At 66.0% G+C, this 24,486-nt stretch carries 21 protein-coding genes; 9 read left to right on the forward strand and 12 right to left on the reverse strand.

Annotation, left to right across the window (positions count from 1 at the left end):
- Positions 1–339 precede the first annotated feature (339 nt).
- Positions 340–1,701: a cytochrome P450 gene (locus CYD53_RS10085; RefSeq protein ID WP_245928199.1), complete on the forward strand. Its 1,362-nt coding sequence runs from the start codon at positions 340–342 to the stop codon at positions 1,699–1,701.
- Positions 1,702–1,868: 167 nt separating this feature from the next.
- On the opposite strand, the gene CYD53_RS10090 is transcribed toward CYD53_RS10085, so the two are convergent.
- Both CYD53_RS10090 and CYD53_RS10095 read right to left on the reverse strand, forming a co-directional pair.
- Positions 1,869–2,357 (reverse strand): hypothetical protein, encoded by a 489-nt coding sequence (locus CYD53_RS10090; protein ID WP_103717972.1) that lies wholly within the window; start codon positions 2,355–2,357, stop codon positions 1,869–1,871.
- A 271-nt stretch (positions 2,358–2,628) separates the two neighbouring features.
- On the reverse strand, positions 2,629–4,581 hold the full coding sequence (locus CYD53_RS10095) for an ABCB family ABC transporter ATP-binding protein/permease (protein ID WP_425428280.1): 1,953 nt from the start codon (positions 4,579–4,581) through the stop codon (positions 2,629–2,631).
- Positions 4,582–4,712: 131 nt separating this feature from the next.
- Between CYD53_RS10095 and CYD53_RS10100 the strand changes: the two genes are divergently transcribed.
- Positions 4,713–5,060, forward strand: coding sequence for a hypothetical protein (locus CYD53_RS10100; protein ID WP_146055873.1), 348 nt, complete (start codon positions 4,713–4,715; stop codon positions 5,058–5,060).
- 211 nt (positions 5,061–5,271) lie between these two features.
- Here CYD53_RS10100 and cimA read toward each other — a convergent pair whose 3' ends face one another.
- From cimA to cysS, 3 genes are all read right to left on the reverse strand, one after another.
- Positions 5,272–6,870, reverse strand: a complete 1,599-nt coding sequence (cimA, locus tag CYD53_RS10105; RefSeq protein ID WP_103717974.1) for a citramalate synthase — start codon at positions 6,868–6,870, stop codon at positions 5,272–5,274.
- 109 nt (positions 6,871–6,979) lie between these two features.
- The gene (locus CYD53_RS30690) at positions 6,980–7,345 is read right to left on the reverse strand and encodes an endonuclease domain-containing protein (RefSeq protein ID WP_281261257.1); all 366 of its coding nucleotides are present in this window, start codon (positions 7,343–7,345) and stop codon (positions 6,980–6,982) included.
- Positions 7,346–7,530: 185 nt separating this feature from the next.
- Positions 7,531–9,030 carry a cysteine--tRNA ligase gene (gene cysS / locus CYD53_RS10115; protein WP_425428281.1) on the reverse strand — a complete coding sequence of 500 codons (1,500 nt, stop codon included), beginning with the start codon at positions 9,028–9,030 and terminating at the stop codon, positions 7,531–7,533.
- Positions 9,031–9,316: 286 nt separating this feature from the next.
- Here cysS and CYD53_RS10120 point away from each other — a divergent pair, with 286 nt between their 5' ends.
- Positions 9,317–9,643 carry a hypothetical protein gene (locus CYD53_RS10120; protein WP_103717977.1) on the forward strand — a complete coding sequence of 109 codons (327 nt, stop codon included), beginning with the start codon at positions 9,317–9,319 and terminating at the stop codon, positions 9,641–9,643.
- A gap of 135 nt (positions 9,644–9,778) precedes the next feature.
- Here CYD53_RS10120 and CYD53_RS10125 read toward each other — a convergent pair whose 3' ends face one another.
- The 3 genes from CYD53_RS10125 to CYD53_RS10135 form a co-directional block, all read right to left on the reverse strand.
- Positions 9,779–10,297: a CreA family protein gene (locus CYD53_RS10125; protein WP_103717978.1), complete on the reverse strand. Its 519-nt coding sequence runs from the start codon at positions 10,295–10,297 to the stop codon at positions 9,779–9,781.
- Positions 10,298–10,376: 79 nt separating this feature from the next.
- The gene (locus CYD53_RS10130) at positions 10,377–10,910 is read right to left on the reverse strand and encodes a hypothetical protein (protein WP_103717979.1); all 534 of its coding nucleotides are present in this window, start codon (positions 10,908–10,910) and stop codon (positions 10,377–10,379) included.
- A gap of 151 nt (positions 10,911–11,061) precedes the next feature.
- The gene (locus tag CYD53_RS10135) at positions 11,062–12,075 is read right to left on the reverse strand and encodes a fumarylacetoacetate hydrolase family protein (RefSeq protein WP_103717980.1); all 1,014 of its coding nucleotides are present in this window, start codon (positions 12,073–12,075) and stop codon (positions 11,062–11,064) included.
- A gap of 63 nt (positions 12,076–12,138) precedes the next feature.
- Here CYD53_RS10135 and CYD53_RS10140 point away from each other — a divergent pair, with 63 nt between their 5' ends.
- Entirely contained in the window at positions 12,139–13,224 is a 1,086-nt protein-coding gene (locus CYD53_RS10140; protein WP_069690915.1) for a TRAP transporter substrate-binding protein, read from the forward strand.
- Positions 13,225–13,266: 42 nt separating this feature from the next.
- On the opposite strand, the gene CYD53_RS10145 is transcribed toward CYD53_RS10140, so the two are convergent.
- Complete coding sequence (locus CYD53_RS10145; RefSeq protein WP_103717981.1) at positions 13,267–14,196, reverse strand: CHAD domain-containing protein; 930 nt, start codon at positions 14,194–14,196, stop codon at positions 13,267–13,269.
- 246 nt (positions 14,197–14,442) lie between these two features.
- Here CYD53_RS10145 and CYD53_RS10150 point away from each other — a divergent pair, with 246 nt between their 5' ends.
- The 3 genes from CYD53_RS10150 (at position 14,443) to CYD53_RS10160 (ending at position 17,882) form a co-directional block, all read left to right on the forward strand.
- Positions 14,443–14,937 (forward strand): MarR family winged helix-turn-helix transcriptional regulator, encoded by a 495-nt coding sequence (locus CYD53_RS10150; protein WP_103717982.1) that lies wholly within the window; start codon positions 14,443–14,445, stop codon positions 14,935–14,937.
- Between the two features lie 229 nt (positions 14,938–15,166).
- Positions 15,167–16,309, forward strand: coding sequence for a DUF2865 domain-containing protein (locus CYD53_RS10155; RefSeq protein ID WP_103717983.1), 1,143 nt, complete (start codon positions 15,167–15,169; stop codon positions 16,307–16,309).
- A 253-nt stretch (positions 16,310–16,562) separates the two neighbouring features.
- Positions 16,563–17,882 (forward strand): MFS transporter, encoded by a 1,320-nt coding sequence (locus CYD53_RS10160; protein WP_103717984.1) that lies wholly within the window; start codon positions 16,563–16,565, stop codon positions 17,880–17,882.
- A gap of 168 nt (positions 17,883–18,050) precedes the next feature.
- Here CYD53_RS10160 and gltX read toward each other — a convergent pair whose 3' ends face one another.
- On the reverse strand, positions 18,051–19,391 hold the full coding sequence (gene gltX, locus CYD53_RS10165) for a glutamate--tRNA ligase (protein WP_103717985.1): 1,341 nt from the start codon (positions 19,389–19,391) through the stop codon (positions 18,051–18,053).
- Positions 19,392–19,529: 138 nt separating this feature from the next.
- Here gltX and CYD53_RS10170 point away from each other — a divergent pair, with 138 nt between their 5' ends.
- Positions 19,530–19,979: a hypothetical protein gene (locus CYD53_RS10170; RefSeq protein ID WP_181011795.1), complete on the forward strand. Its 450-nt coding sequence runs from the start codon at positions 19,530–19,532 to the stop codon at positions 19,977–19,979.
- On the opposite strand, the gene CYD53_RS10175 is transcribed toward CYD53_RS10170, so the two are convergent.
- Complete coding sequence (locus tag CYD53_RS10175; RefSeq protein WP_103717986.1) at positions 19,976–21,715, reverse strand: NAD+ synthase; 1,740 nt, start codon at positions 21,713–21,715, stop codon at positions 19,976–19,978. The genes CYD53_RS10170 and CYD53_RS10175 overlap by 4 nt on opposite strands.
- 133 nt (positions 21,716–21,848) lie before the next feature.
- Between CYD53_RS10175 and CYD53_RS10180 the strand changes: the two genes are divergently transcribed.
- Positions 21,849–22,730, forward strand: coding sequence for an outer membrane protein (locus CYD53_RS10180; RefSeq protein ID WP_181011796.1), 882 nt, complete (start codon positions 21,849–21,851; stop codon positions 22,728–22,730).
- Positions 22,731–22,813: 83 nt separating this feature from the next.
- Here CYD53_RS10180 and CYD53_RS10185 read toward each other — a convergent pair whose 3' ends face one another.
- Positions 22,814–24,199, reverse strand: coding sequence for a class II 3-deoxy-7-phosphoheptulonate synthase (locus CYD53_RS10185; RefSeq protein WP_103717988.1), 1,386 nt, complete (start codon positions 24,197–24,199; stop codon positions 22,814–22,816).
- Between the last annotated feature and the right edge of the window lie 287 nt (positions 24,200–24,486).

Here is a 24,486-nt window from a genome sequence, read left to right on the forward strand (position 1 = left end):
AACGCAATCGTCAGAGACAACACACCCTGGCGAACACAAAACCCTTGACCAACAACACAGCCGCTCATCCGGCGCTGCGCGCCACCTTCTCCCGCGAGGGGAGAAGGGAAAAGGCGCGCGTCATTCTCGGGCGTAGCGCAGCGAAGACCCGAGAATCTCAGGCCGGGAGAAGCTCCGGCAAAGACAGGCTCCTTCGGCACGAGATGCTCGGGTCAAGCCCGAGCATGACGGAAAAGCGCGGAAACAAGGCAAGACGCGCCACGGTTGTTCATTCGCCACATTCGCAGGCACAATGCCGGCGCGTTGCGGGGCATGAACCGGGAGACCGAAGCCTTGACCATGATGGCCGACGCCGCCGCCGAGATCGCCCCCGAAATCCCGTTCCGGAGCCGGCGCTCCTCGCTCGCCGTGCTGACCGCGCTGCTGCGCAACCCGCTCAGCGCGATTCCGCCGGAGGCGTTCTCGGAGAAGCTCGTGCTCGCGCGCGTCGCCGGGCGGGACAGCCTCTATATCTGCGATCCCGCATTGATCCAGGAGGCGCTGCTGCGCAATGCCGACGCGCTCGGCAAGGGCGACACCATGCGCCGGGTGCTCGGACCCGCGGTCGGCCAGGGCCTGCTGACGGCCGATGGCGCACATTGGCGCTGGCAGCGTCGCGCGGTCGCCGCAGGCTTCCAGCATGACAGCCTGACCAGCTTCCTGCCGGCGATGATCGCGGCGGCCGAGGCGACGCGCGACAGCTGGCTCGGCAAGGCGGGGCCGCTCGATATCGGCCAGGAGATGATGCGCACCACCTTCGCCATCATCGTCGAGACCATGCTTTCGGGCAGTGGCGATTTCGACGCCGGCAAGGTCGAAGGCGCCATCACCGACTATCTCGAACCGAGCAACTTCATGTTCGCCTACAGCCTGCTCCGCACGCCGGAATGGCTGCCTTATCCCGGCCGCAGGCGCGCCTTGTCCTCCGTCGCCTATCTGCGCGAGACCCTGGGTGCGATCGTCGCCAAGCGGCGCGCCAGCGGCGAGCACCGCAACGACCTCGTCGACATGCTGCTCGCCAGCGCCGACCCCGAATCCGGCCGCGCGATGAGCGACGCCGAGATCGTCGACAACCTCTTGACCTTCGTCACCGCCGGCCATGAGACGACCGCGCTCGGCCTCGCCTGGACCTTCCACCTCCTGTCCCGGCATCGCGCGGTCGAGGATGCCGTGCTGGCGGAGATCGAGGCGGTGACCGGCGGCGATGCGCTCAAGCCGGAGCAGGTCATGGCGCTGCCCTTGACCAGGGCCGTCTTCCAGGAGGCGATGCGGCTCTATCCGCCCGTGCCGGTCATCACCCGGCAGGTCGAGGACGCCTTCCAGCTGGGCGGCGTCACGCTCAACAAGGGCATGGTGCTTTATGTGCCGATCCAGGCGGTGCACCGGCATGAGCGGCTCTGGGACCTGCCCGACCGCTTCGAACCCGCCCGCTTCCTGGGCGAGGCCGCGCGCCTGCGGCATCGCTATGCCTATCTGCCCTTCGGGGCCGGACCGCGCATCTGCATCGGCAGCGCCTTTGCCACCATGGAGGCGGTCGCGATCCTGGCCGTGCTGCTGCGCGCGATCAGGCTCGAGCCGCTGACGCAGGAGCCGCCCGAGCCGACCTTGAAGATCACCTTGCGGCCGAAACGGCCCTTGCTGATGACGGCGACGGCTCGCTGAGAGACGTGTGGAAACTCCAGCCCTCATCCTGAGGAGCCGCGCAGCGGCGTCTCGAAGGATGGACCAGGACGCTCTTGAACCATCTGGAGCATCCTTCGAGACGCCATTCCTCGCGGAATGGCTCCTCAGGATGAGGGCTGAGGAACATCTCTAACAGGCGCTGAGGCTCAGGCGGCGACGTGGACGCTGGTGAAGCGCCGCGCCGCGAGCCAGGTCAGCACGGCAAAGACGAACAGCACCACGCCCTGCGCGATGGCGAAGGGCGGCTCGCCTTGCGTCGGGGCGAGCGCACGCAGCGCCGGCACCTTGAGGAAGGCCTGGGCGACGGCGACGAAGACGAGCAGATAAAGCGCCAGCATCGCGGTGATCGCATAGATCCGCCGCCAGCCATCGGCGAGGCCGCGGCCATAAAGCGAAAAACCGGCCACGATCAGCAGCGCGAGCGAGATCGCCCCGACGATATGGGAAGGCAGCACGCCGGTGAAGGGAAAGCCGAAGCCCGTCGCGCTCGTGGCGAAGGCGGTGGCGAGATAGACGCCGGTCCAGCGCGGAACGGTGTGGCCCTTGAGCAGGCCGATCGCAACGGGAATGCCCGCCAGGATGGCGATGATGCTGAGCCAGGTGTGAAAGCCTACGAATGTGGTCGGATCGAACATTGGAAGCCCCCGCTTCGGCCATTGGAGCCACCGGCTCCACCATGGTCACGATGCAGGAAGCACGCCACAGATGCGAGTGGTTTTAAACAGGGCCATTCCCTTCTCCCTTCCCTTCTCCCCTCGCGGGAGAAGGTGGCTCGGCGAAGCCGAGACGGATGAGGGGGCGCTCGACGATTGCCGTTTTGCCTTGTGACGCCCGCTGGACAGGGCACGGCGCCCCCTCATCCGGCGCTGCGCGCCACCTTCTCCCGCGAGGGGAGAAGGAAGAGGCCTACTCCGTCAGGCTGACCCTGACGCTCGGCGCTTCCTCCGCGGTCGCGCGCTGCAGCGTCGCCTTGGCCTCGTCGACCTGGCGCTGGCGGTTCCAGAGCGCCGCATAGACGCCATCGGCCGCGAGCAATTGCGGATGGCTGCCGCGCTCGACGATCAGGCCCTTATCGAGCACGATGATCTCGTCGGCATTGATCACGGTCGAGAGCCGGTGGGCGATGACCAAGGTGGTGCGGCCCTCGCTGACCCGGTCGAGCGCATCCTGGATCTCCTTCTCGGTGAAGGAATCGAGCGCCGAGGTCGCCTCGTCCAGAACCAGCACGGGCGGGCCCTTGAGGATGGTGCGGGCGATCGCGACGCGCTGCTTCTCGCCGCCCGAGAGCTTCAGGCCGCGCTCGCCGACCGAGGTGGCGTAGCCGTCCGGCAGGGATTTGATGAAGCGGTCGATCTGGGCGAGCCGCGCCGCCTCCTCGACCTCTGCTTCGCTCGCATCGGGCCGGCCATAGCGGATGTTGTATTCGATCGTATCGTTGAACAGCACCGTGTCCTGCGGAACCATGCCGATCGCCGCCCGCAGGCTGACCTGCTGGACATCCGCGATCGGCTGCCCGTCGATCAGGATGCGGCCGGCATTGGGCTCATAGAAGCGGAACAGCAGGCGCGAGATCGTCGACTTGCCGGCGCCGGAAGGCCCGACGATCGCGATGGTCTTGCCCGGCGGCACGGTGAAGGAGATGCCCTTCAGGATCGGCCGCTCCGGGATATAGGCGAAATGGACGTCCTCGAAGCGGACCTCGCCGGCATCGACCCGCAGCGGCAGCGCACCCGGCTTGTCCTGGATCTCGGGATCCTTGCCGATCAGCGAGAACATCTGCTCGATGTCGAGCGTCGCCTGCTTGATCTCGCGATAGACGGTGCCCATGAAATTCAGCGGCTGGTAGAGCTGGATCAGCATGGCGTTGATCAGCACGAAATCGCCGACCGTCAGCGTGCCCGCGCGAAAGCCCTGCACCGCCATCACCATCGAGAGCGTCAGCCCGGCGGCGAAGATCGCGGCCTGGCCGAAATTGAGCCAGGCGAGCGAGGTGTAGGCCTTGATCGAATTGCGCTCATAGCGCGCCATGGAGAGGTCGTAGCGCGCCGTCTCGCGGGCTTCGGCGCCGAAATACTTCACCGTCTCGTAGTTCAGGAGCGAGTCGATCGCCTTGGAATTGGCGTCGGTATCGGACTCGTTCATCTGCGAGCGGATGGCAATGCGCCACTCCGTCGCCTTGATGGTGTAGGTCATATAGGTCGTCACCATCACGACCAGCACGACGACATAGACCCAGTTGAAGATCGTCAGCAGCACCGCGATGATCAGCACGAGCTCGATCACCACCGGTACGAGCTGGTTGAGGCCGAGCCGGACCATCTCCTCGATGCCGTTGCGCCCGCGCTCCAGGACCCGGGTCAGGCCGCCGGTCTTGCGCTCCAGATGGAAGCGCAGCGAGAGATAATGCAGATGGCCGAAGGTCTGCAGCGCCAGCGTCCTCACCGCATGCATGAAGACCGGCGCGAACAGCGCATCGCGCAACTGGATGAAGGCGGCCGAGCCGACGCGCGCCAGCCCGTAGATCACCGTCAGCGCCAGGGGCGCGCCGACGAGCCAGGGCAGCCAGCGCTCCAGGCTGCTCGGCGTATTGGCGAGCGCGTCCGTCGTCCATTTGAAGGCGAAGGGCACGCCCATCAGCACGATGCGGCCCGCGACGAGCAGGGCGAAGGCGAGCACGACGCGCTTGCGCAGATCGGCGCGGTCGGCCGGCCAGAGATAGGGCCAGAGCGCGCGGAAGGTCGCGACGAAGCCGGAGCCGGGTTGCAGCACGGCCGAGCGGGCGAAACTCGGCGGCGGGTTGGACGCGGCTGGCGCAGACATCTTGAAATGATTCCAGTTGGCCGGGTGATATAGGCGCATTCGCGCGGCAATGCATGCCCATCCCACGCAAGGTTCCGATTGCGCCGGCGTGCTGCCTTGTTCTCGTCCCAAGCCCGGTGTCAGATACCGGCGGAGAACGCCAAAGCTTTGCCAATGGGGACGAAACAATGATGAAGTTCCAACGCGTTATCGCCACCGCCACTGCGGGCCTCTGCGCCGGGCTGATGCTCGCAGCCGCTCCCGCCGCGGCGCAGAAGGCCAAACCGCCGGCGCAGATCAAGATCACCAATATGCGCGCCTCGCCCCTGACGACCTTTGAGATCGCCACGACCGGCGACCAGTCGCGCCTCGTCGCCAAGCTCGCCAAGCCGCTTGAGCCGGGCAAGAGCACGTCGATCAAGCTCAACAAGCCCTCGGGCTGCAACTACTACGTGCTCGCCCGTTTCGGCGACGATGCCGAGAGCGATGGCGAGAGCATGGATCTGTGCAAGGATCGGGTCATCCGCCTGACGGAGTGAGGACGCGCACGCGCTTCTTCCCTTCTCCCGGATGGGAGAAGGTGGCGCGGAGCGCCGGATGAGGGTGTGCCCTCTCAATAGAATGCGCTGCGGCGCAGTCGCGCTCCAATAATCAGCGGCAGCCCCTCATCCCTGCCCTTTTCTCATCCGGGAGAAGGGTTCCCCGCGCCTAGATCGTTATTGGTCGAGTGCTTTCGCCCCATTCAGCTGTTTAAGCCGTCGCGCCCTCGCGCATCAGCTTGTAGGTGATCGAATCCACCAGCGCCTGGAACGAGGCGTCGATGATGTTGGCGCTGACGCCGACCGTGGTCCAGCGCGCGCCGGTCTCGTCGGCCGACTCGATCAGCACCCGGGTGACCGCGTCCGTGCCGCCCTGGAAGACCCGGACCTTGTAGTCGACGAGGCGCAAGCCCTCGATCAATGACTGGTAGCGGCCGAGATCCTTGCGCAGCGCCAGGTCGAGCGCGTTGACCGGGCCGAGTGCGCTTTCGGCGACCGAGATCAGCACCTCCTCGCCGACCTTCACCTTCACGATCGCCTCGGAGAAGGTGACGAGCTCGCCCAGCGCATTATGGCGACGCTCGACATTGGCAGTGAAGCGCTCGATCTCGAAATAGGCCGGCAATTCGCCGATGATGCGCTTGGCAAGCAGGAAGAAGGAGGCGTCGGCGCCCTCGAAAGCGTAGCCTTGCGCCTCCTTCTCCTTGACCTCGTCGAGCACCCGGCCCAGCCGCGGATCGTCGCGGCCGAGCGTCACGCCGATGCGCTCCAGCTCGGCGACGAGGTTGGATTTCCCGCCCTGGTCGGAAATCAGAACCTTGCGCAGATTGCCCGTCGCCTCGGGCGGGACATGCTCATAGGTGCGCGGGTCCTTCAGCACGGCCGAGGCATGAATGCCGGCCTTGGTGGTGAAGGCGGAGGCTCCGACGAAGGGCGCGTGGCGGTTGGGCGCCCGGTTCAGCATCTCGTCGAGCGCCCGCGAGACATGGGTGAGCTCGCCGAGCTGCGCCTCGCCGACGCCGATGGCGAAGCGCTCGCGATAGCGCTCCTTCAGCTTAAGCGCGCCGATCAGCGTCACCAGATTGGCATTGCCGCAGCGCTCGCCGAGCCCGTTCAGCGTGCCCTGGATCTGGCGCGCGCCGGCCTCGACGGCGGCCAGCGAATTGGCCACCGCGCAGCCGCAATCATCATGCGCGTGGATGCCGAGATGGTCGCCGGGAATGGTTTTCGTCACTTCTGCGACGATTGTCCCGATCTCGTCGGGCAGCGTGCCGCCATTGGTGTCGCAGAGCACGACCCAGCGCGCCCCGGCCTCATAGGCCGTGCGGGCGCAGGAGAGCGCATAATCGGGATTGGCCTTGTAGCCGTCGAAGAAGTGCTCGCAATCGAGCATGACCTCACGGCCGGCGGCCCTGGCGGCTTCGACGCTTTCAGCGATGCCGATGAGGTTGTCTTCGAGCGGAATCTCGAGCGCGACATGGACATGGTAGTCCCAGGCCTTGGCGACGAAGACGATGGCGTCGGCCTTGGCCTCCAGCAACGCTGCGATGCCGGGATCATTGGCGGCCGAGCGGCCGGCGCGCTTGGTCATGCCGAAGGCGGCGAATTTGGCCTGCGTCGTCGGTTTCTGCGCGAAGAAGGCCGTATCCAGCGGATTGGCGCCGGGATAGCCGCCCTCGACATAGTCGATGCCGAGCTTGTCGAGCATGGCGGCGACGCTGCGCTTGTCGTCGAGCGAGAAATCGACGCCCGTCGTCTGCGCGCCGTCGCGCAAGGTGGTGTCGAAGAGGTGGATGCGGGCAGCGCTCATCGCTCGCGCCTCAATTTGAAGCGCAGCACACGCGGCATCACCATGGCGAGCATGACGAGCTTCATGGCAACGGAAAGAGCGCCGGCGGGGCGGATCTTCGGGGTGGGGGTCATGATCTCATCTCCGCCGTCTCTGTCGGCTCAATACGGGCAACACCGTCCAGGTCGTGCCAAAGCGTGTCTCGCACTTCGTCGGGGCGCTGGAGAATGTCTGCGTTCCAGAAGCGGCGGATGCGAAAACCCTGCACCGCCAGCCAGGCATCTCTCACGACATCATGCGCATTCTCGGCATGTTGGCCGCCATCTGCTTCAACGATCAGGCGCTTTTCCAGACAGACGAGATCGACGATATAGCGCCCGATCGGCACCTGCCGGCGGAACTTGAAACCGCTGAAACGCCGATCGCGCACCAGATGCCAAAGCTTGCGCTCGGCCTCGGTCGGCTCCTTGCGCATGGCGCGAGCGCGCCCTCGCAGGGTCTGCGAAAGCGTCGCCGCGTTCTCCCCTTCTCCCCTGGCGGGAGAAGGTGGCCGCGCAGCGGCCGGATGAGGGGGCGCCGTGACGTTTCCGGGTTGCGACTTTGCAGTCGCTGCACGGTGACCGTCGCGCGCCCCCTCACCCCAACCCTCTCCCGCGAGGGGAGAGGGGGCAGGTTGGCGATTCATCGCTTTACCTCCCAGGTCGTGGTCGGGTTGCCGTCAGCATCCTTGCCGTCCTTGAGCTGGATGCCTTGCGCCAGAAGCACGTCGCGAATGCGGTCGGATTCGGCGAAATTCTTGGCGCGGCGGGCTTCGAGACGCGCGGCGATCTGCGTTTCGACGGCAGCACGAAGCGTTGTGTCGTCCAGCGCGTTGCCCTGGGCACGCAGGTCGATGCCAAGCAGCGACAGCGCACCGCGCAGCCGGGACAACTCCCCCGCCTTGCGAAGCGCATGAAGCTCGGCCAGCGCCTTGGCGATGTTCAGATCATCAGCCAGAGCGTCAAGAAACGCCTGCGACGGCTGTCCGACCTCCGCATCGGCGGCGACATCCGACCATTCGGCAAGCGTCTTCTCCGCCTCCTCCAGCGCCTTCACCGTCCAGTCGATCGGCTGGCGATAATGCGTCTTGAGCATGGCGAGGCGCAGCACTTCGCCCGGCCATTTCCGTCCGCCAAAGACCTCGGTCTCCAGCAATTCGTTGATGGTGACGAAGTTGCCGAGCGATTTCGACATCTTCTCGCCCTCGACCTGCAGGAAGCCGTTATGCATCCAGATATTGGCCATGCGCCCTGCCCCGGCGGCGCCGCCAAAGGCGCAGCAGGACTGGGCGATCTCGTTCTCATGATGCGGGAAGACGAGATCGATGCCGCCGCCATGGATGTCGAAGACATTCTTGGCCGGATCGTCGCAGGACAAGCCGCCGCCGAAGGGCGCGAGCAGCTTCGCCATCGACATCGCCGAGCATTCGATATGCCAGCCCGGACGGCCGGGCGTCTTGATCCCTGCCGGCGAAGGCCAGCCCGGATCGACGCCCTCGCGGCTCGGCTTCCACAGCACGAAATCCATCGGATCTCTTTTGTAGGGAGCGACATCCACCCGTGCGCCGGCGATCATCTCGTCGAGCGGCCGGCGCGCCAGCGAGCCGTATTTCGGCGCGGCCTTGAGATGCTCGACGGCGGGCACATGGAACAGCACATGCTCTTCTGCGACATAGGCGACGCCGCGCGCGATCAGGCGCTCGATGATCGCCTTCATCTCCTCGATATGGTCGGTGGCGCGCGGCTCGGAGTCGGGCGGCAGGTTGCCGAGCGCGCCGATATCGGCATGGAACTGCGCCGTCGTCGCTTGCGTGACCCCAGCGATCGCCTGGTTCAGCGGCAGGCCGGGATAGTCGCGCGCCGCCCGCGCATTGATCTTGTCGTCGACGTCGGTGAGGTTGCGGGCATAGGTGACATGGTCGGCGCCATAGAGATGCCGCAGCAGCCGGTAGAGCACGTCGAAGACGATGACCGGGCGAGCATTGCCGATATGGGCATAGTCATAAACCGTCGGGCCGCAGACATACATGCGGACATTATCGGGATCGATCGGAGCGAAATCCTCCTTCGTCCGCGTCAGCGTGTTGTAGAGCCTCAAGGTCGGCGACATCGGCGGGTGTCCTGGCGAAACGGCGGAAGGCATGGAGACGAGCAAATCCTGGCCGCTGGCCGGGGCGCTGTCTGTCTTTCCGTTTCAGGACGAGGACGTGAGCAGCCGGCCAGCGAAAGCTAGCGGCAAATAATGCAAATCGGGTTGGCGGCTCGCGTCATGAAAAACTGATTGCCTGCATGCGGGCTTTGCGTCAAGAGGGCGCCCCGCTTGTTGCGCCGCAACATGGCCGGCACGAGTTCATCCAAATTTAACCGGTTGGAACCATCCTCGCGATTTGAGGGTTGAGCGCCCGACCGGGTCACGAGGAATATCTGAAATGCGCCGCGCCATCGCTCTTGTCGGCCTCTTCGGGATCATCGGCGCGGGCTTGTCCCTGTCGATCCTGCCCTCGACCAAGACGGTCGCGGCCGCCAGCGACCAGCGCACCTTCCTGATCCCGGCCAGCGACGGCTACGGCGTCGCCGACTGCATCTCGACGAAGTCCGAATGCGGCAAGATCGTCGCCAATGCCTGGTGCGAGGCCAAGGGCTTCGCCTCGGCGACGAGCTTCGGCCTCGCCAGCCGCGAGGATTTCACCGGCACGCTCGCCAAGGCGACCGTGACGGCCGAGCCCGAGCGGCCGCTGGTCATCGTCTGCGGCTAGAGCAATTTCCGATCCGACTGGATCGTTCAATTGCTCCAGGCCTTTGTTTTAACGCGTTTTCTCCGCGCGGACGCTTCGCGGTTGTCGCGAGCGAACCGGCATCCACTTCGCTCGAAAACGCTCTGAGGCCGCCCCTCACTTCACCCATTCCGCGCATTTCGGCGCATCGCCATTCGCGCCCCAGGGCATGATCGGCACGGTCGAGGTCGAATTCTGCGGGGAGCCGTCGATCAGCTTGTCGGTATAGACCATGTAGATCAATACGTTGCGCTTGGCGTCGCAGCCGCGCACGATCTGCATCTTCTTCCAGATCAGCGAGCGGCGCTCGCGGAAGACGACATCGCCCTGCTCGGACTTGTCCTTGAACCTGATCGGACCGATCTGCCGGCAGGCGAGAGAGATGTCCGAGACCTGCTCGGCGACGCCGAACATGCCGGCGACACCGCCCTTCTCGGGCACGGTATAGTGGCAGGCGACGCCCTCGACGACCGGATCATCGATACCGTAGACGGCAAGCTTGTCGTCGGGCGTCAGCATCTTCCAGACCGTGGATTTCCTGAAGATCAGGTCTTCCTGGGCCTGGGCCGGAACGGCAAAGACGGCAAGGCTCAGAGCCACCGCTATCGCAGCAGTGATGGCGGAACGGAAGCGCATCTTGATCTCCTCTGGGGGACGCGGTTGAACCCTCGGGCTGCGATATGGTTCCGCAGGCCCCGCCGCGCCAGAGCCTTGGTCACGCCGCCAGCGGCTTGAACACCAGATAAGCCGCCACGATCGCGCCGATGATGCCGAGCGAGAACAGTACCAGCTTCAATCGCGTGGTCCCGCTGGCGAAGGCGACATCACCGGCCTCGACCTTGGGATATTTGTCGAGCAGGCGCGCAATGGCGAAATTCTCGGCGACGTCGCAGAGCCCGCCGAGCAGCCAGCCGCCGCCGCACAGCGCCGCGACCCACCAGGGCTGCCCGCGCATGCACAGCCCGGCGATGATGACCGCGCCGACGATCGCATAGACGAAGGCGACAGCGACATCGGCGGGCAGCACGCGATGGCGGTATTTCGCGCGGCGCTCATCGCCATAGGCGGCGAAGAGCTTCTCGACATCGGCGACGGTGAAGCCGTTCCAGTCGCTCTCGAGCAGGCGCGCCACGCCTTGCCGGCTCGCCCAGACACCAACCAGCCAATACAGCAGCATCACCAGCGCCGGGCCCCAGACGAAGAAGGCCAGCGGAATGGTGGTCGGGTAGAGCGGCACGGATTCGATCATGGCAGGCAGAACTCTCGCGGCAAGCGGGTTGCGAACAAAGCCTAGAACATCAAGCTGAAACGTGGAAACCGGTTTTCCGACGCCTCCCCGATTTGATTTGGTGTTGAAGGCGCTTCGCCGACCCGGGATTGCCCCGGGCCGGCCGTCGGCGTCACTCCGCGTGAGGCAGGATCTCCTGTTCGATCGCGCCGAAGATCGAGTGCCCGGCAGCGTCCTTCATCTCGATGCGGATGCTGTCGCCGAAGCGCAGGAACGGCGTCGCCGGCGCGCCGCGTGCGATCGTCTCGACCATGCGCTGCTCGGCGATGCAGGCATAGCCGACCCCGCTCACCGCCAAAGGCTTGCCCGGGCCACCATCGGCGCCGCGATTCGAGACCGTGCCAGAGCCGATGATCGTGCCGGCCACAAGCGGGCGGGTGCGCGCCGCATGGGCGATCAGCGCGCCGAAATCGAAGGTCATGTCGACGCCGGCGTCCGGCCTGCCGAAGGGCTTGCCGTTGAGCTGCGTCAGCAGCGGCAGATGCAGCTTGCCTCCGGTCCAGCTTGCGCCCAATTCGCCGGGCGTCACGGCGACAGGGGAAAAGGCGGTCGGCGGCTTTGACTGAACGAATCCAAAGCCTTTCGCCAATTCGTTCGCAACCAGATTCCGCAGGCTCACATCGTTTGCGAGCATGACCAGGCGGATATAGCCAAGCGCACGGGCGGGCGAGACGCCCATCGGCACGTCGCCGGTGACGACCGCGATCTCGGCCTCGAAATCGATGCCGTCGAGCTCGCTGCGGGCGCGGATCGCCTGGCGCGGCCCGAGATTGGAATCGCTGCCGCCCTGATACATCAAGGGGTCGGTCCAGAAGCTCTCCGGCATCTGCGCGCCGCGCGCCTTCCGGACCAGTTCGACATGGTTCACATAAGCGGAGGCGTCGAGCCACTGATAGGCGCGCGGCAGCGGAGCGGCGCAATCATGCTCGTGGAAGCGGAAGGACGGGACCGAGCCATGCTCCAGCGTCTCCGCCAGATCGGCGAGGCGCGGCGCGTAGCGGTCCCAATCGTCGAGCGCCGCCTGCAGGGTCGGCACCACCGGGAAGGCGTCGGTGGCCCGGGTGAGGTCTTTCGAGACCACGACGAGTCGGCCATCCCGGCCATGCATAAGCGACGCGAGTTTCATGTCTTTTCATTCCTCCCCGGACGCGCCAGAAAGAGCGCAACACGCTTTTTGGGAGGTGACCATATGAAACGTCGCGACTTTTTGAAAACAGGGGCACTTGCTGCCGCCGCGACCCCGGTCGCGATGCCTGCGATCGCGCAGTCGGCCCCCGAGGTGAAATGGCGGTTGACGTCGAGTTTTCCGAAGTCGCTCGATACGATTTACGGCACCGCCCAGCAGTTCTCGAAATTCGTCAGCGACGCCACGGACGGCAAGTTCGAGATCCAGGTTTTTGCGCCCGGCGAGATCGTGCCCGGCCTGCAGGCGCTCGACGCGGTCTCGTCGGGCACGGTCGAATGCGCGCATTCGCCGACCTATTTCTATATCGGCAAGGATCCGACGCTGGGGCTGGGCACCGGCATCCCCTTCGGGCTGAACGCGCGCCAGCAGCATAGCTGGTGGTATTTCGGTGGTGGCGAGCAGATCGTCAACGGCGTGCTCGACCGCTTCAACGCCTATTCGATTCCCTGCGGCAATTCCGGCTGCCAGATGGGCGGCTTCTTCCGCAAGGAACTGACCGGGCTCGACGACCTCAAGGGCCTGAAGTTCCGCATCGGCGGCATGGGCGGGGCGGTGCTGGCCAAGCTTGGCGTGGTTCCGACCCAGATCGCGCCCGGCGACGTCTATCCGGCGCTGGAGCGCGGCACGATCGATGCCGCCGAATTCGTCGGCCCCTATGACGATGAGAAGCTCGGCTTCATCCGGGTCGCGAAATATTACTACTACCCCGGCTGGTGGGAGGGCGGCGCGATGCTGCACCTGATCATCGGCAAGGAGGCCTGGGCCAAGCTGCCCAAGCATTATCAGGCAATCGTCCAGAACGCCTGCGAGGCGGCCAATAACTGGATGCTGGCGAAATACGACTTCGTGAACCCCGGCGGCCTGCGTCGACTGGTGGCGCAGGGCGCGCAGTTGAAGGCGTTCCCGATGCCGGTGATGGAGGCAGCGCTCAAGGCCGCCGAGGAATACTACGCCGAGACCTCGGCCAAGAGCCCGGACTTCAAGAAGGGCTACGACTCCATGGTCGCCTTCCGCGGCGAGAACCTGCTCTGGTGGCAGGTGGCGGAGCTGTCCTACGACTCGTTCATGAACCGGCTGCGGGCGCGCTGAGCGAAGGCGCCCTCGTCCGGCGACAGGACAAGCCGTGCCGGGTCAGCTCAGCGTGACCTGGCGCGGCTCCGTCATCGCCAGCATTTCACCCAGGCGGGCGCGCAGAGCCTTCGGCCGTTCGTCAAGCAGCCGGCGCGCCAGCCGTGCCGCCTTCCCGCGTCGCCTGGCGATTCGGCGGGCGATCCTGTGCTCGGCCTTCTTCTGCTCGGCCGTCTTGTGCTTGGCCTTGCCCCCGTGCGCGGTCGGCACCAGCGTGTCCAGATGCCTGCGGGCCAGATCGAGATCGACAACGGCGCCGAAATGCGAACGCAGCCGCTCCACCAGCTCGCCCCGCAGCGCAAGCTCTGCCGCCTCGGTCGGGCGAAAGAACTGGAGCTGATAGCCGAGATCGACAACCGCCGTCCGCGACGCGTGCAGGCGTTTCAGGCTCATCCGGAGCGGATCGCGCTGCAGGCGCCGACGCGTTTTCCGGCAGGAGCGTTCGAAGCCCTTCAGCAGAAAGGCGCCACCTTCCCCCGCCACCGACCAGCGCGCCATCTCGGCCGAGAGCCGGTTCAGCTTGATGCGAGCAGCCTCCAGTTGCTGTCGCAGATCGGGCAGTGCAGCCGGCGATACGGCTTCGCCCTCCGGCTTCGGCAGGCGCTGGAAGAGGCTCGTCCCCAGCGCGTCCTGGAGGGTCCTGGCCAGGACGACGGCATCGCGGGCGGCGCCGAAATCCCGACGGAGCGCCCTGATCTCGGCGCGCATTATCCTGGCGTCCTGCGCCAGCGAGTCCGGCGCGAGCTTGAGCAGGGAGCGCCATGCCTTCATCAGGCGGCGGAACGCATGGACCTGCTTCTCGGGATCGGCCTGTGCATCATCGATCAGGCGAAGCGCGTGCTTGGGCATGTCGCGGCAGCTGCGCAGCCAATGGCGGGCCCAGCGCTGCATCATCTGGGCTGCGTCGAGAGGTTTGTTTGGCTTGCGGTGCATGATCGGCCCGTTGCCGGCACGAGCCCGCCTGGCCGGCGCTTTCGCTCGAACACCCACAACGTCCTCCTTGCCCCTTGCCGGAGAGACAAGCCCAAACGCCGGGCAGCCGCAAGCCCAGCCCCCTGGCTCTTGCGCAAGGCGGGGCGAAAGGCGATCACCTGCCCGGAGGCCCTAACAGCCTCTGGGCTCCAGAACCATGAGCCCGCATCATACCATGCAAACTGAAGCCGCCGGACGCAAAACGCGATGTCGACGAACAATCCCCCTTCCGCCGCCACCCCCCTGCTTCGGCTGGAGCAGTTCCTGCCCTACCGGCTCAATGTCGTCGGCCTGCTCGGCAGCCGGGCGCTCGGACGGATCATCGGCGAGCATTTCGGCATCGACATTCCGCAATGGCGGGTCATCGCGCAGCTCGGCGAGTTCGGCAAGCTGACCTCACGCGACATCGGCGAACTCGCCGAGATGCACAAGACCAAGGTCTCGCGCGCCGTCACCGAGCTGGAGAAGCGCGGCCTGGTCTCGCGCGCGGAGAACCGGCAGGACCGGCGCGAATCCTTCGTGGCGCTGACTGCGGCGGGCGGGCGCATCTACGGCCAGATCGTGCCGCTGGCGCTCGCCTTGCAGGCGCGCTGGACGGAAGGCATCGCGCCCGAAGAACTGAAAGTGTTCGAGCGCGTGCTCTCGACCCTGACCGAACGCGGCCGCCATCTCGCCGGCGGCTATCGCGGCGACGAGGCCTGATTGCCGCCTACAAGCAAATATGGCATGCGGATGCGAGATGCGGCTCCCAGCGAATCCGCGCCAGAGCCGGATCAATGCGAAAGAACGGTTCCCACTTTTTCGCATCCTGCTCTCGGTCGCCGCAGGCGCCGACCTTAGTTCCGTCGCGTTTGGCAGGTGTTCTCGCGCGTGAGCAATCGGCGCGGCAAGCGCCTGGACCAGCAAAACAGGTGATGTGGCCCGACCCGCGATGACAGTTCCGTTTTTCCGACGCTTCGGCGCCGTGCTGGTGGCGCTGGCGAGCCTGGGCGGCGCGGCTTTCGCACAATCGCCGGCGTGCAATGCCTGGCGCTCCGAGCTCGCCAGCCTGCAGGGCCAGCGCGGCGGCGATCCGCGCGCAGCCCAGGCCGCCCAGCGCGTCGGCGCGCAGCTTGCGCAGGTGACCGGCCAGTACCGCGCCATGGGCTGCGACCGCGGCTTCTCCCTCTTCGGCGAGGGTCCGCCGCCGCAATGCGGCCTGCTGCGCTCGCAGATCGGCCAGTTGCAGGCGCAATATGGCGCGGCTCAGCGCCAGGCCGAGGGCGGCGGCGTCGAGCAGCGCCGCGCCCAACTCGCAGCGGCGATCGACAACAACTGCCGGCCGCAGCAGCGCGGCTTCTTCGAGACGATCTTCGGAATCGAACCGCGCCGCGGCGAGATCGACACGACACTGCCGGAGCTCCAGCCCGATCAGCCGCCGCAGGAGCCCGAAAAGCCGCGCATGGGCGGCGCCTACACCGTCTGCGTGCGCAGCTGCGACGGCTTCTTCTTCCCGCTCGCCAACAATCCCGGCAATGCCGACGAGATGTGCCAGGCCCTGTGCCCGGGCGCGGAGACCACCGCCTTCGGCATGACGAGCGGCGGCGACATCCAGAACTCCGTCTCCCGCAGCAGCGGCCAGCCCTATACCTCGCTGCCGAACGCCGGAAAATACCAGCGCAGCTTCGACGCCGCCTGCACCTGCCGAGGCCAGGGCCAGAGCTGGGCGCAGGCGCTGAAGGACGCCGAATACCTGCTCGACAAGCGCAAGGGCGACATCATCGTCACCGAGCAGCGCGCGGCTGAATTGTCGCGACCCAGGGTCGATCCCAAGCGCCGGGGCGCGACGCCTGCGATCGTGCAGCCCGCCGCGATTCCCGATGTCCCCGACGAAAAGCCCATGCCCTCCGAGAACTCGCCGACGGCGGGCACGGAATCGGCCGGCGTCGGGCCTGACACGATCGGCGAGAAGGTTCTCGACAAGGGCGACGGGGTGAAGAGCGAGACGAAGAGCGTCACCGGCGAGAAGCGCACGGTGCGGATCATCTCGCCGAACCTTGCGCCCAATCTCGGCCCCTCGGCGACGCGGCAATAGAGCCTTGCGCGAAAGAGTGGGTACCGGTTTCTCGCGTGAGCAATGCCGACAACGTCGAGAGTCGATCATGGTCTCATGCACAGGAACCATGACGCTACGCCGCCAAGCGGGCAACCCGGCACTGGACGCATGACGAGCCAGCGCGCATTAAGGGGCGACCCCTCATATGGGGACGCCGCCTGGCCGCAGAATGACGCGCCCGTCGCCCGACGGCGCGAGGCCGCCTCCGTCCCCCAAAGACCCAGAGGCCGCCATGTCTGACGACGCCATCCCCGCCCATCCCCATCCCATCGAATACAACGACGCCAAACGCCGCCTGAAGGCGATCTTCATGGGCTCGGTCGGCAACCTCGTCGAATGGTACGACTTCTACGCCTACACGGCCTTCGCGCTGTATTTCGCGCCGCATTTCTTCCCGTCCAGCGACCCGGTCGTGCAGCAGCTCAACGCCGCGACCCTGTTTGCCGCGGGCTTCATCGTGCGCCCGATCGGCGGCTGGCTGTTCGGCCATCTCGCCGACCGCTATGGCCGCCGGCTCTCGCTCACCGTCTCGGTCGTGCTGATGTGCTTCGGCTCGCTGATCATCGCGGTGACCCCGACCTATGCCTCGATCGGCTTCGCCGCGCCCGCATTGCTCGCCTTCGCCCGCATCGTCGAGGGCCTGAGCCTCGGCGGCGAATACGGCGCCAGCGCGACCTATCTCACCGAGGTCGCCGACCCCGAGCATCGCGGCTTCTATTCGAGCTTCCAATACGTCACGCTGATCGGCGGGCAGCTCACCGCGATCCTCGTGCTGCTGCTGCTCCAGAACGTCTTCCTGACGCATGAGCAGCTCGTCGCCTGGGGCTGGCGCATCCCCTTCGTCATCGGCGCGGCGCTCGCCATCATCGCCATGCTGATGCGCCGCCACATGCACGAGACCGAGAGCTTCGAGGCGCTGAAGGGCAAGAAGCGCGAAAGCTCGATCCGCGGGTTGCTGCGCTATCCGCGCGAGGTCGCGATCGTGGTCGGCCTCACCGCCGGCGGCACCGCCGCCTTCTACACCTTCACCACCTATATGCAGACCTTCGTGAAGCAGACGGTGGGCCTCAACGACCTGACCACGACCTATGTCATCGCCGGCTCCCTGATCTTCGCCGCCGCCCTGCAGCCGATCTATGGCGCGATCTCGGACCGGATCGGCCGCAAGCCGATGCTGATCTTCTTCGGCGTCGCCGGCACGCTGCTGACGGTGCCGATCCTGACCGCGCTCGCCGGTACGAAATCACCCTGGATCGCCTTCCTGCTGATTTCCGGCGCCTGGGTCTTCGTCGCCGGCTACACCTCGATCAACGCCGTGGTGAAGGCCGAATTGTTCCCGACCTCGATCCGCGCGACGGGCGTCGCGGTGCCCTATGCGCTGACAGTCTCGATCTTCGGCGGCACGGCTCCGGCGATCGCGCTCTGGTTCAAGACGCTCGGCCATGAGCAGTGGTTCTACTACTACCTCGCCGGCGTGATCTTCCTGTCGCTGCTGGTCTACACGACGATGCGCGACACCAAGCACAGTTCGGCGATGCACCGGCACGATTGAGGGCGCAGGTTCACTCGCAAACACCACGTCATCCTGGGCGACCGAAGGTCGTCCCGGGATCCATCGTAGAGCCGGGATCCATCATAGAGCACTGCGCGCCCTATGATGGATCCCGGAGCTGCGCCGCTCCGCGGCTTGTCCAGGATGACGGCGCGGGTGTGAAAACGCTCAGGCCGCCTCGCCGGCCAGCCGCTTCAGCGCCTTCTCGCGCCCGATCAGCGGCAGCAGGGCCGCCAGCTCCGGGCCGTGCTCGAGCCCGGTCAGCGCCAGGCGCAGCGGCATGAACAGGGCCTTGCCCTTGGCGCCGGTCGCGGCCCCCACGGCCTGCGTCCAGCTCTTCCAGCTCGTCGCGTCGAAAGGCTCGGCCGGCAGCACGGTCGCCGCCGCAGCGGCGAAAGCGGGGTCGGTGACGACCGGCTGCAGCGGCCCTTCGACGACCTGCCACCAGCCCTTCACATCATCGAGCTTGCCGAGATTGCCGCGCACGGCGAGCCAGAACGGCTCGGTCGCCGGCACGCCCAGAACTGCCAGCCTCTCGGCCACGGCGTCATAAGGTAATTGGTGCAGCGTGCGGGCGCTCAGCGCCTCCAGCTCATGCTCGTCGAACTTGGCCGGGGCGCGCGAGACATGGGCAAGATCGACGAGGCCGGAGAGCTCATCGAGGCTCGCGACGGGCCTGACCGCATCCGAGGAGCCGACGAGCACGGCGAGCGCCGCAACGGCCAGGGCCTCGACGCCGCTTTCGCGCAGGCCGCGCAGCGAGAGATGGCCGAGCCGCTTCGACAGCCCCTCCCCGCTCGCCGTCGTCAACAGATTGTGGTGGCCGAAGAGCGGCAGGGCTGCGCCCAGCGCCTCAAAAATCTGGATCTGCACCGCCGTGTTGGTGACATGGTCCTCGCCGCGGATGACATGGGTCACTCCGGTCTCGGCATCGTCGACGACGGAAGGCAGATGATAGAGATAGCTGCCATCCTCGCGGATCAGCACCTGGTCCGACAATGAGGCACAATCGACATGGGCCTCGCCCCGGACGAGGTCGTTCCAGGCGACGATGCGCGGCTCCAGCAGGAAGCGCCAATGCGGCTTGCGGCCCTCGGCCTCGAGCTGCGCCCGGTCCTCGGCCGTCAATTTCAGCGCGGCGCGGTCATAGACCGGCGGCAGGCCGCGCGCGAGCTGGCGCTTGCGGCGGCGGTCGAGCTCGTCGGCGGTCTCGTAGCAGGGGTAGAGCCGGCCGGCTTCGCGCAGGCGGGCGGCCGCCGCGTCATAGATCGCCAGCCGGTCCGACTGCCTGATGACGAAGTCGGGGATGACGCCGAGCCAGGCCAGGTCTTCCGCAATCGCATCTGCGAATTCCGGCTTCGAGCGCGCCAGATCGGTATCGTCATAGCGCAGCAGGAAGCGGCCACCATGGCGGCGCGCAAACAGCCAGTTGAACATGATCGACCGGACATTGCCGATATGCAGGAAGCCGGTCGGAGACGGTGCGGTGCGGACGAGCGGAGAAGTCATGCGCGGCTTATGGCGCGTTTGGCCCCGGGCCACAATCGCCCGTGGTCCGGCGCGGTTGCGGCTGGACAGAACCGCCCTGCATTGCCCGAACGAACAAGCGCAGCAATAATATCCGGAAGAGGGAGCTGGCAGGATCTCATGGACGAGATTGAATTCGAGGATCCGCGATTCTCGACCTGTGGCTGCTGCGGGTCACGGACGACGCGCCTAGCCCGCTTTGTTTATCGTGAGGGTAGCGCGTTCGCCGTCTACAACCTCATGTTCTCGGACGGTCCGAAGCATTTCTGGATCGACGGCATTGCGATCTTCGGTAGTTGGGGCGACGATGCGATGCCGGATCAGCGGGTCTGCTTCACCTTCCGGATGTGGACGGTCGCCGGCATAAACAATGTCGGCCTGATCGACGCTGCGGAATCGCCTTGGCACGACTCGACTCTCGGCCGTTTACTGACACGAGCGCAGGCGCTCGAACATCCGCTGAAACAGCAGCTCTTCGGTCTGACGGACCAGATTGCCGTGCACGACCAGCGGGTCGTCGAATTCCTGGAGGCGAATTCGCAGCGGCATGCGCCTAACGCGCAGCACTAAAAGTCGAAACTCTCCCCGCCCGGCCGACCCACGCCCTTCACCAGCGTCGCGTCAGGCTCATAGGCGCCCTCGCCTCCGTCGCTGAAAGCGTTGACGATCGGATAGCGCCGGTCGCGGCCGAGATTGCGGCCCGTGACCTTCACGCCCGGCGCGGCCTGGCGGCGCTTGTATTCGGCACGATGCAGCAGGCGCTCGACCGCCAGGACGGTTTCACGCTCATGGCCGAGCGCAACAATGTCGGCGACGCGCATCTCGCGCTCGATCAGGCAGGCGAGGATGGCGTCGAGCACCTCATAAGGCGGCAGCGCATCCTGGTCGGTCTGGCCCTCGCGCAGTTCGGCGCTGGGCGGCCGGGCCATGATGCTCTCGGGAATGACGACGCCATCGCGGCCAAGCGCACCCGCCGGCTGCCAATGGTTGCGCAGCTGCGCAAGGCGGAAGGCCTGCGTCTTGTAGACGTCCTTGATCGGGTTGAAGCCGCCATTCATGTCGCCATAGAGCGTGGCGTAGCCGCAGGACATCTCGGATTTGTTGCCGGTCGTCACCAGCATCCAGCCGAACTTGTTGGAGAGCGCCATCAGGAGCGTGCCGCGCGCCCGGCTCTGCAGGTTCTCCTCCGTGACATCGGGTTGCGTGCCCGCGAAGAGCCCGGCCAGCGCCGCCTCGAAGCCTGCGACCGGCGCCGCGATCGGCAACGTCTCGTAGCGGACGCCCAGCGCCTTCGCGCAGGCCTTGGCATCGTCCAGGCTCTGCTGCGCGGTGAAGCGGGAGGGCATCATCACGCACGTGACGCGCCCGGGCCCGAGCGCATCGACGGCGATCGCGGCACAAAGCGCGGAATCGAGGCCACCGGAGAGGCCGAGCACGACGCCGCGGAACCCGCTCTTGCCGACATAATCGCGCAAGCCCAGCACGCAAGCCGCGTAATCCGCCTCGTCACCGCTCTCGATCGCTGCGATCTCGCCCGGCTGGGCACGCCATTGCCCGGCCTCGCGCGCCCAGTCGGTGACGACGACCGCCTCGCGGAAGGCCGGCAATTGATGCGCCAGCGTCCTGTCGGCCGCGAGCACGAAGGAGGCGCCGTCGAAGACGAGCTCGTCCTGACCGCCGAGCTGATTGAGATAGACCAGCGGCAGGCCGGATTCGACCACACGCGCGACCGCGACATTCATGCGCTCGTCGCCGACATCGCGGCGATAGGGCGAGCCGTTCGGCGCAAGCAGGATCTCGGCCCCGGTCTCGGCCAGGCACTCGACCACCTCCTCGCTCCAGATATCCTCGCAGATCGGCAGGCCCAGCCGAACCTTGTCGCGGAACACCACCGGCCCGGGCAGCGGGCCGGGCGAGAACACGCGGGAATCGTCGAAGACGCCGTAATCGGGCAGCGCCACCTTGAAGCGCACCGACTGGATCAGGCCGCCATCGAGCAGCGCATAGGCATTGTAGAGCTTGCCGCCCTCGGCCCAGGGCAGGCCCAGGAGCACGGCGGGACCGCCATCCCCGGTCTCGCGCGCGAGCGCCTCGCAGGCCTTGCGGCAGGCATCCTGGAAGGCCGGCTTCAGCACCAGGTCCTCCGGCGGATAGCCGCAGAGGAAGAGCTCCGGCAGCATCAGGAGCTCGGCGCCGGCATCGCCTGCAATGCGGCGGGCGGCGCGGACCTTGTCGGCATTGCCGCAGATGTCGCCGATGGTCGGGTTGAGTTGCGCAAGCGCAAGACGAAGGGAGGTCGCAGTCATGACCTTGCCTGTAGCGCGGCGCCCCAGAGCCAGCAATGCGTGTGGCGCGAGCTTAACTGCCCGTTAGGGTTAATCGGGCATGAATAGTGACGTGTCGGACAGTGACGATGGTCGACCGGCTTGGAGAAGTCTCATGCGCATCCGCTCCCTTATCCTCACCGGCGTCGCGGCAGCCGGCCTCGTTCTGGTCGTGGACCGGGCCGCTTCGGCCGCGGACTACCCGGTCCTGCGCGGGTCGCAGCAGACCGAGGATACACCGCCGCGCGATTTCGACTCCGGGACCTTCAACTGGTCGGGCTTCTACTTCGGCGGAGGCGCTGGCGTATCCGATACCAAGTTCCAACCCGGTAGCGGCACCATGCAGGATCTGGCGCGCTTCGCCTTCCGCAACACCACGCTGGGTAATGAGGTCGACATGGGGGCACTGGTTTCCGACCTGCCGTCCAAACGCGACAGTGGAGCGACTTTTTTTGGATTTACAGGCTATAATTATCTGTTCGGCGATGCGATGCTGGGCTTCGAGGCCGATTATACCCGCTCCGGGCATAGCTATAGCGTGAATGACTACATCGCGCGGCGCTTTATAACATCAGATGGCACAGTCAACGACTTTTCACTGAGTTCAAATCAGGGTGCGAAACTGCACGACTACGCGACCGCCCGCCTGCGCATGGGCTGGGCCTATGGTCGTATCATGCCATTCGCGACGATCGGCGGTGTCGTCGGGCGCTTCGATACGACATCGACCATTGATGCGACCTGGCGCTTTACCCGGACCGACACCGTCACCGGCGCGATTCAGAACAATGTCGTCGCCAGCGGCTACCCGCTCCGCGTTGGCGCGACCAAGAACGATGTCTACGGCTTCGGCCTGGCCGTCGGCGGCGGCATTGACATGGCGCTCACCGACAATCTCTTCGTTCGAGCCGAGTATCAGTTGATCCGCTTCGCAGATGTCGAAGGTACCACGACGACGATCAATACAGCCCGGGTCGCGGCCGGCTTGAAGTTCTGACGCTCGCTCCAAGGCTACCGACAAAAAAAGGGCCGGGCTTTTCGCCCGGCCCTTTGCTTTTCTTGACGACCTCGAAGCGACCTTTATTCCGCCGCCTCGACCTCCGGGCGCACCCGGCCCGAACGCTCGCGCTTGACCAGTTCGGCGACGAGGAAGGCCAGCTCCAGCGCCTGCTCGGCATTGAGGCGCGGGTCGCAGACCGTATGGTAGCGGTCGTTGAGGTCCGCATCGGTCATGCCGCGTGCGCCGCCGGTGCATTCGGTGACGTTCTTGCCGGTCATCTCCAGATGCAGGCCGCCGGCATGGGTGCCCTCGGCCTGGTGGACGGCGAAGAAGTTCTTCACCTCGGTCAGGATCAGGTCGAAGGGCCGCGTCTTGTAGCCGCTCGCCGCCTTGACCGTGTTGCCGTGCATCGGGTCGCAGGACCAGACGACATTGCGCCCTTCCCGCTTGGTGGCGCGCACCAGGGCCGGCAGGTTGTCGAAGACCTTGTCGGCGCCGAAGCGGGCGATCAGCGTCAGACGGCCCGGCTGATTCTGCGGATCCAGGACATCGATCAGCTTCATCAAGCCGTCGACGGTCATGGACGGCCCGCATTTCAGGCCGATCGGATTGCGGATGCCGCGGAAGAACTCGACATGGGCATGGTCGAGCTGGCGCGTGCGATCGCCGATCCAGACCATGTGGCCCGACGTGTCGTACCAGTCGCCGGTGGTGGAATCGACGCGGGTCATCGCCTGCTCGTAGCCGAGCAGCAGCGCCTCATGGCTGGTGTAGAAATCCGTCGTGCGCATCTCGGGATGCGTCTCGGGATCGATACCGATGGCGCGCATGAAGTCGAGCGACTCGGTGATGCGCTCGGCCACCTCGTTGTAGCGGGACGAGGCCGGCGCATCCTTGACGAAGCCGAGCATCCAGCGATGCGCATTGTCGAGATTGGCGTAGCCGCCGGTCGCGAAGGCGCGGATCAGGTTCAGCGTCGCCGCAGACTGGCGATAAGCCTCGAGCTGGCGGCGCGGATCGGGAATGCGCGCCTCCGGCGTGAACTCGATGTCGTTGACGATGTCGCCCTTGTAGCTCGGCAGTTCGACGCCGCCGATCGTCTCCGTTCCAGCCGAACGCGGCTTGGCGAACTGGCCGGCGACGCGCCCGACCTTCACCACCGGCGAACCGCCGGCGAAGGTCAGCACCACCGCCATCTGCAGGAAGAGCCGGAAGAAATCGCGAATATTGTCGGCGGAGTGCTCGGCGAAGCTTTCCGCACAATCTCCGCCCTGGAGCAGGAAGGCCTCGCCGCTTGCGACTTTCGCGAGAGCCTTCTTCAACTTGCGCGCCTCACCCGCAAAAACGAGCGGCGGAAAGCCGGCGAGCTGCTGCTCAACTGCCTTCAAGGCTGCCTGATCCGGGTATTCCGGCATCTGCTGAACGGGCTTGGCCCTCCAGCTCTCGGGCGTCCAACGCTCCGACATTTGTCTTGCTCCTGCTTGCGATCGCGCGGCTGTTAACCTCATCTCAGCGCGAAGCGGGGCCTATACACCCATCATCGCGGGCTGACCACCATGGCGAAGCCGCATGCCGCGGAAAGGCCAAGGCCGCCCCGCCGACCAAAAGCAAACCGTGAATCATCGCAACGTGATGGCGCGCTCGGCTCGCATGCTGAATCCGGCCTTTGAGACGCTGATTCAAGTCGCTGAGATGGCGATTCAACGCGCTCTGGTCTTGAGTCACGCCAGGCAGGGCCGGATTTTGCGCAAGC

The sequence above is a fragment of the Allobosea psychrotolerans genome, assembly GCF_002917105.1.
GTDB lineage: Bacteria > Pseudomonadota > Alphaproteobacteria > Rhizobiales > Beijerinckiaceae > Allobosea > Allobosea psychrotolerans.

Excerpts from the sequence above, each read along its gene's own strand:
- CYD53_RS10155 (WP_103717983.1), top strand. The coding sequence starts at position 15,167 with ATGACAGTTCCGTTTTTCCGACGCTTCGGCGCCGTGCTGGTGGCGCTG.
- CYD53_RS10145 (WP_103717981.1), bottom strand. The coding sequence starts at position 14,196 with ATGCACCGCAAGCCAAACAAACCTCTCGACGCAGCCCAGATGATGCAG.
- CYD53_RS10185 (WP_103717988.1), bottom strand. The coding sequence starts at position 24,199 with ATGTCGGAGCGTTGGACGCCCGAGAGCTGGAGGGCCAAGCCCGTTCAG.
- CYD53_RS10125 (WP_103717978.1), bottom strand. The coding sequence starts at position 10,297 with ATGCGCTTCCGTTCCGCCATCACTGCTGCGATAGCGGTGGCTCTGAGC.
- CYD53_RS10175 (WP_103717986.1), bottom strand. The coding sequence starts at position 21,715 with ATGACTGCGACCTCCCTTCGTCTTGCGCTTGCGCAACTCAACCCGACC.
- CYD53_RS10085 (WP_245928199.1), top strand. The coding sequence starts at position 340 with ATGATGGCCGACGCCGCCGCCGAGATCGCCCCCGAAATCCCGTTCCGG.
- cimA (WP_103717974.1), bottom strand. The coding sequence starts at position 6,870 with ATGAGCGCTGCCCGCATCCACCTCTTCGACACCACCTTGCGCGACGGC.
- CYD53_RS10140 (WP_069690915.1), top strand. The coding sequence starts at position 12,139 with ATGAAACGTCGCGACTTTTTGAAAACAGGGGCACTTGCTGCCGCCGCG.
- CYD53_RS10180 (WP_181011796.1), top strand. The coding sequence starts at position 21,849 with ATGCGCATCCGCTCCCTTATCCTCACCGGCGTCGCGGCAGCCGGCCTC.
- CYD53_RS10130 (WP_103717979.1), bottom strand. The coding sequence starts at position 10,910 with ATGATCGAATCCGTGCCGCTCTACCCGACCACCATTCCGCTGGCCTTC.
- gltX (WP_103717985.1), bottom strand. The coding sequence starts at position 19,391 with ATGACTTCTCCGCTCGTCCGCACCGCACCGTCTCCGACCGGCTTCCTG.
- cysS (WP_425428281.1), bottom strand. The coding sequence starts at position 9,030 with ATGCCTTCCGCCGTTTCGCCAGGACACCCGCCGATGTCGCCGACCTTG.
- CYD53_RS10135 (WP_103717980.1), bottom strand. The coding sequence starts at position 12,075 with ATGAAACTCGCGTCGCTTATGCATGGCCGGGATGGCCGACTCGTCGTG.
- CYD53_RS10090 (WP_103717972.1), bottom strand. The coding sequence starts at position 2,357 with ATGTTCGATCCGACCACATTCGTAGGCTTTCACACCTGGCTCAGCATC.
- CYD53_RS10160 (WP_103717984.1), top strand. The coding sequence starts at position 16,563 with ATGTCTGACGACGCCATCCCCGCCCATCCCCATCCCATCGAATACAAC.
- CYD53_RS10100 (WP_146055873.1), top strand. The coding sequence starts at position 4,713 with ATGAAGTTCCAACGCGTTATCGCCACCGCCACTGCGGGCCTCTGCGCC.
- CYD53_RS10170 (WP_181011795.1), top strand. The coding sequence starts at position 19,530 with ATGGACGAGATTGAATTCGAGGATCCGCGATTCTCGACCTGTGGCTGC.
- CYD53_RS10150 (WP_103717982.1), top strand. The coding sequence starts at position 14,443 with ATGTCGACGAACAATCCCCCTTCCGCCGCCACCCCCCTGCTTCGGCTG.
- CYD53_RS10120 (WP_103717977.1), top strand. The coding sequence starts at position 9,317 with ATGCGCCGCGCCATCGCTCTTGTCGGCCTCTTCGGGATCATCGGCGCG.
- CYD53_RS10095 (WP_425428280.1), bottom strand. The coding sequence starts at position 4,581 with ATGCGCCTATATCACCCGGCCAACTGGAATCATTTCAAGATGTCTGCG.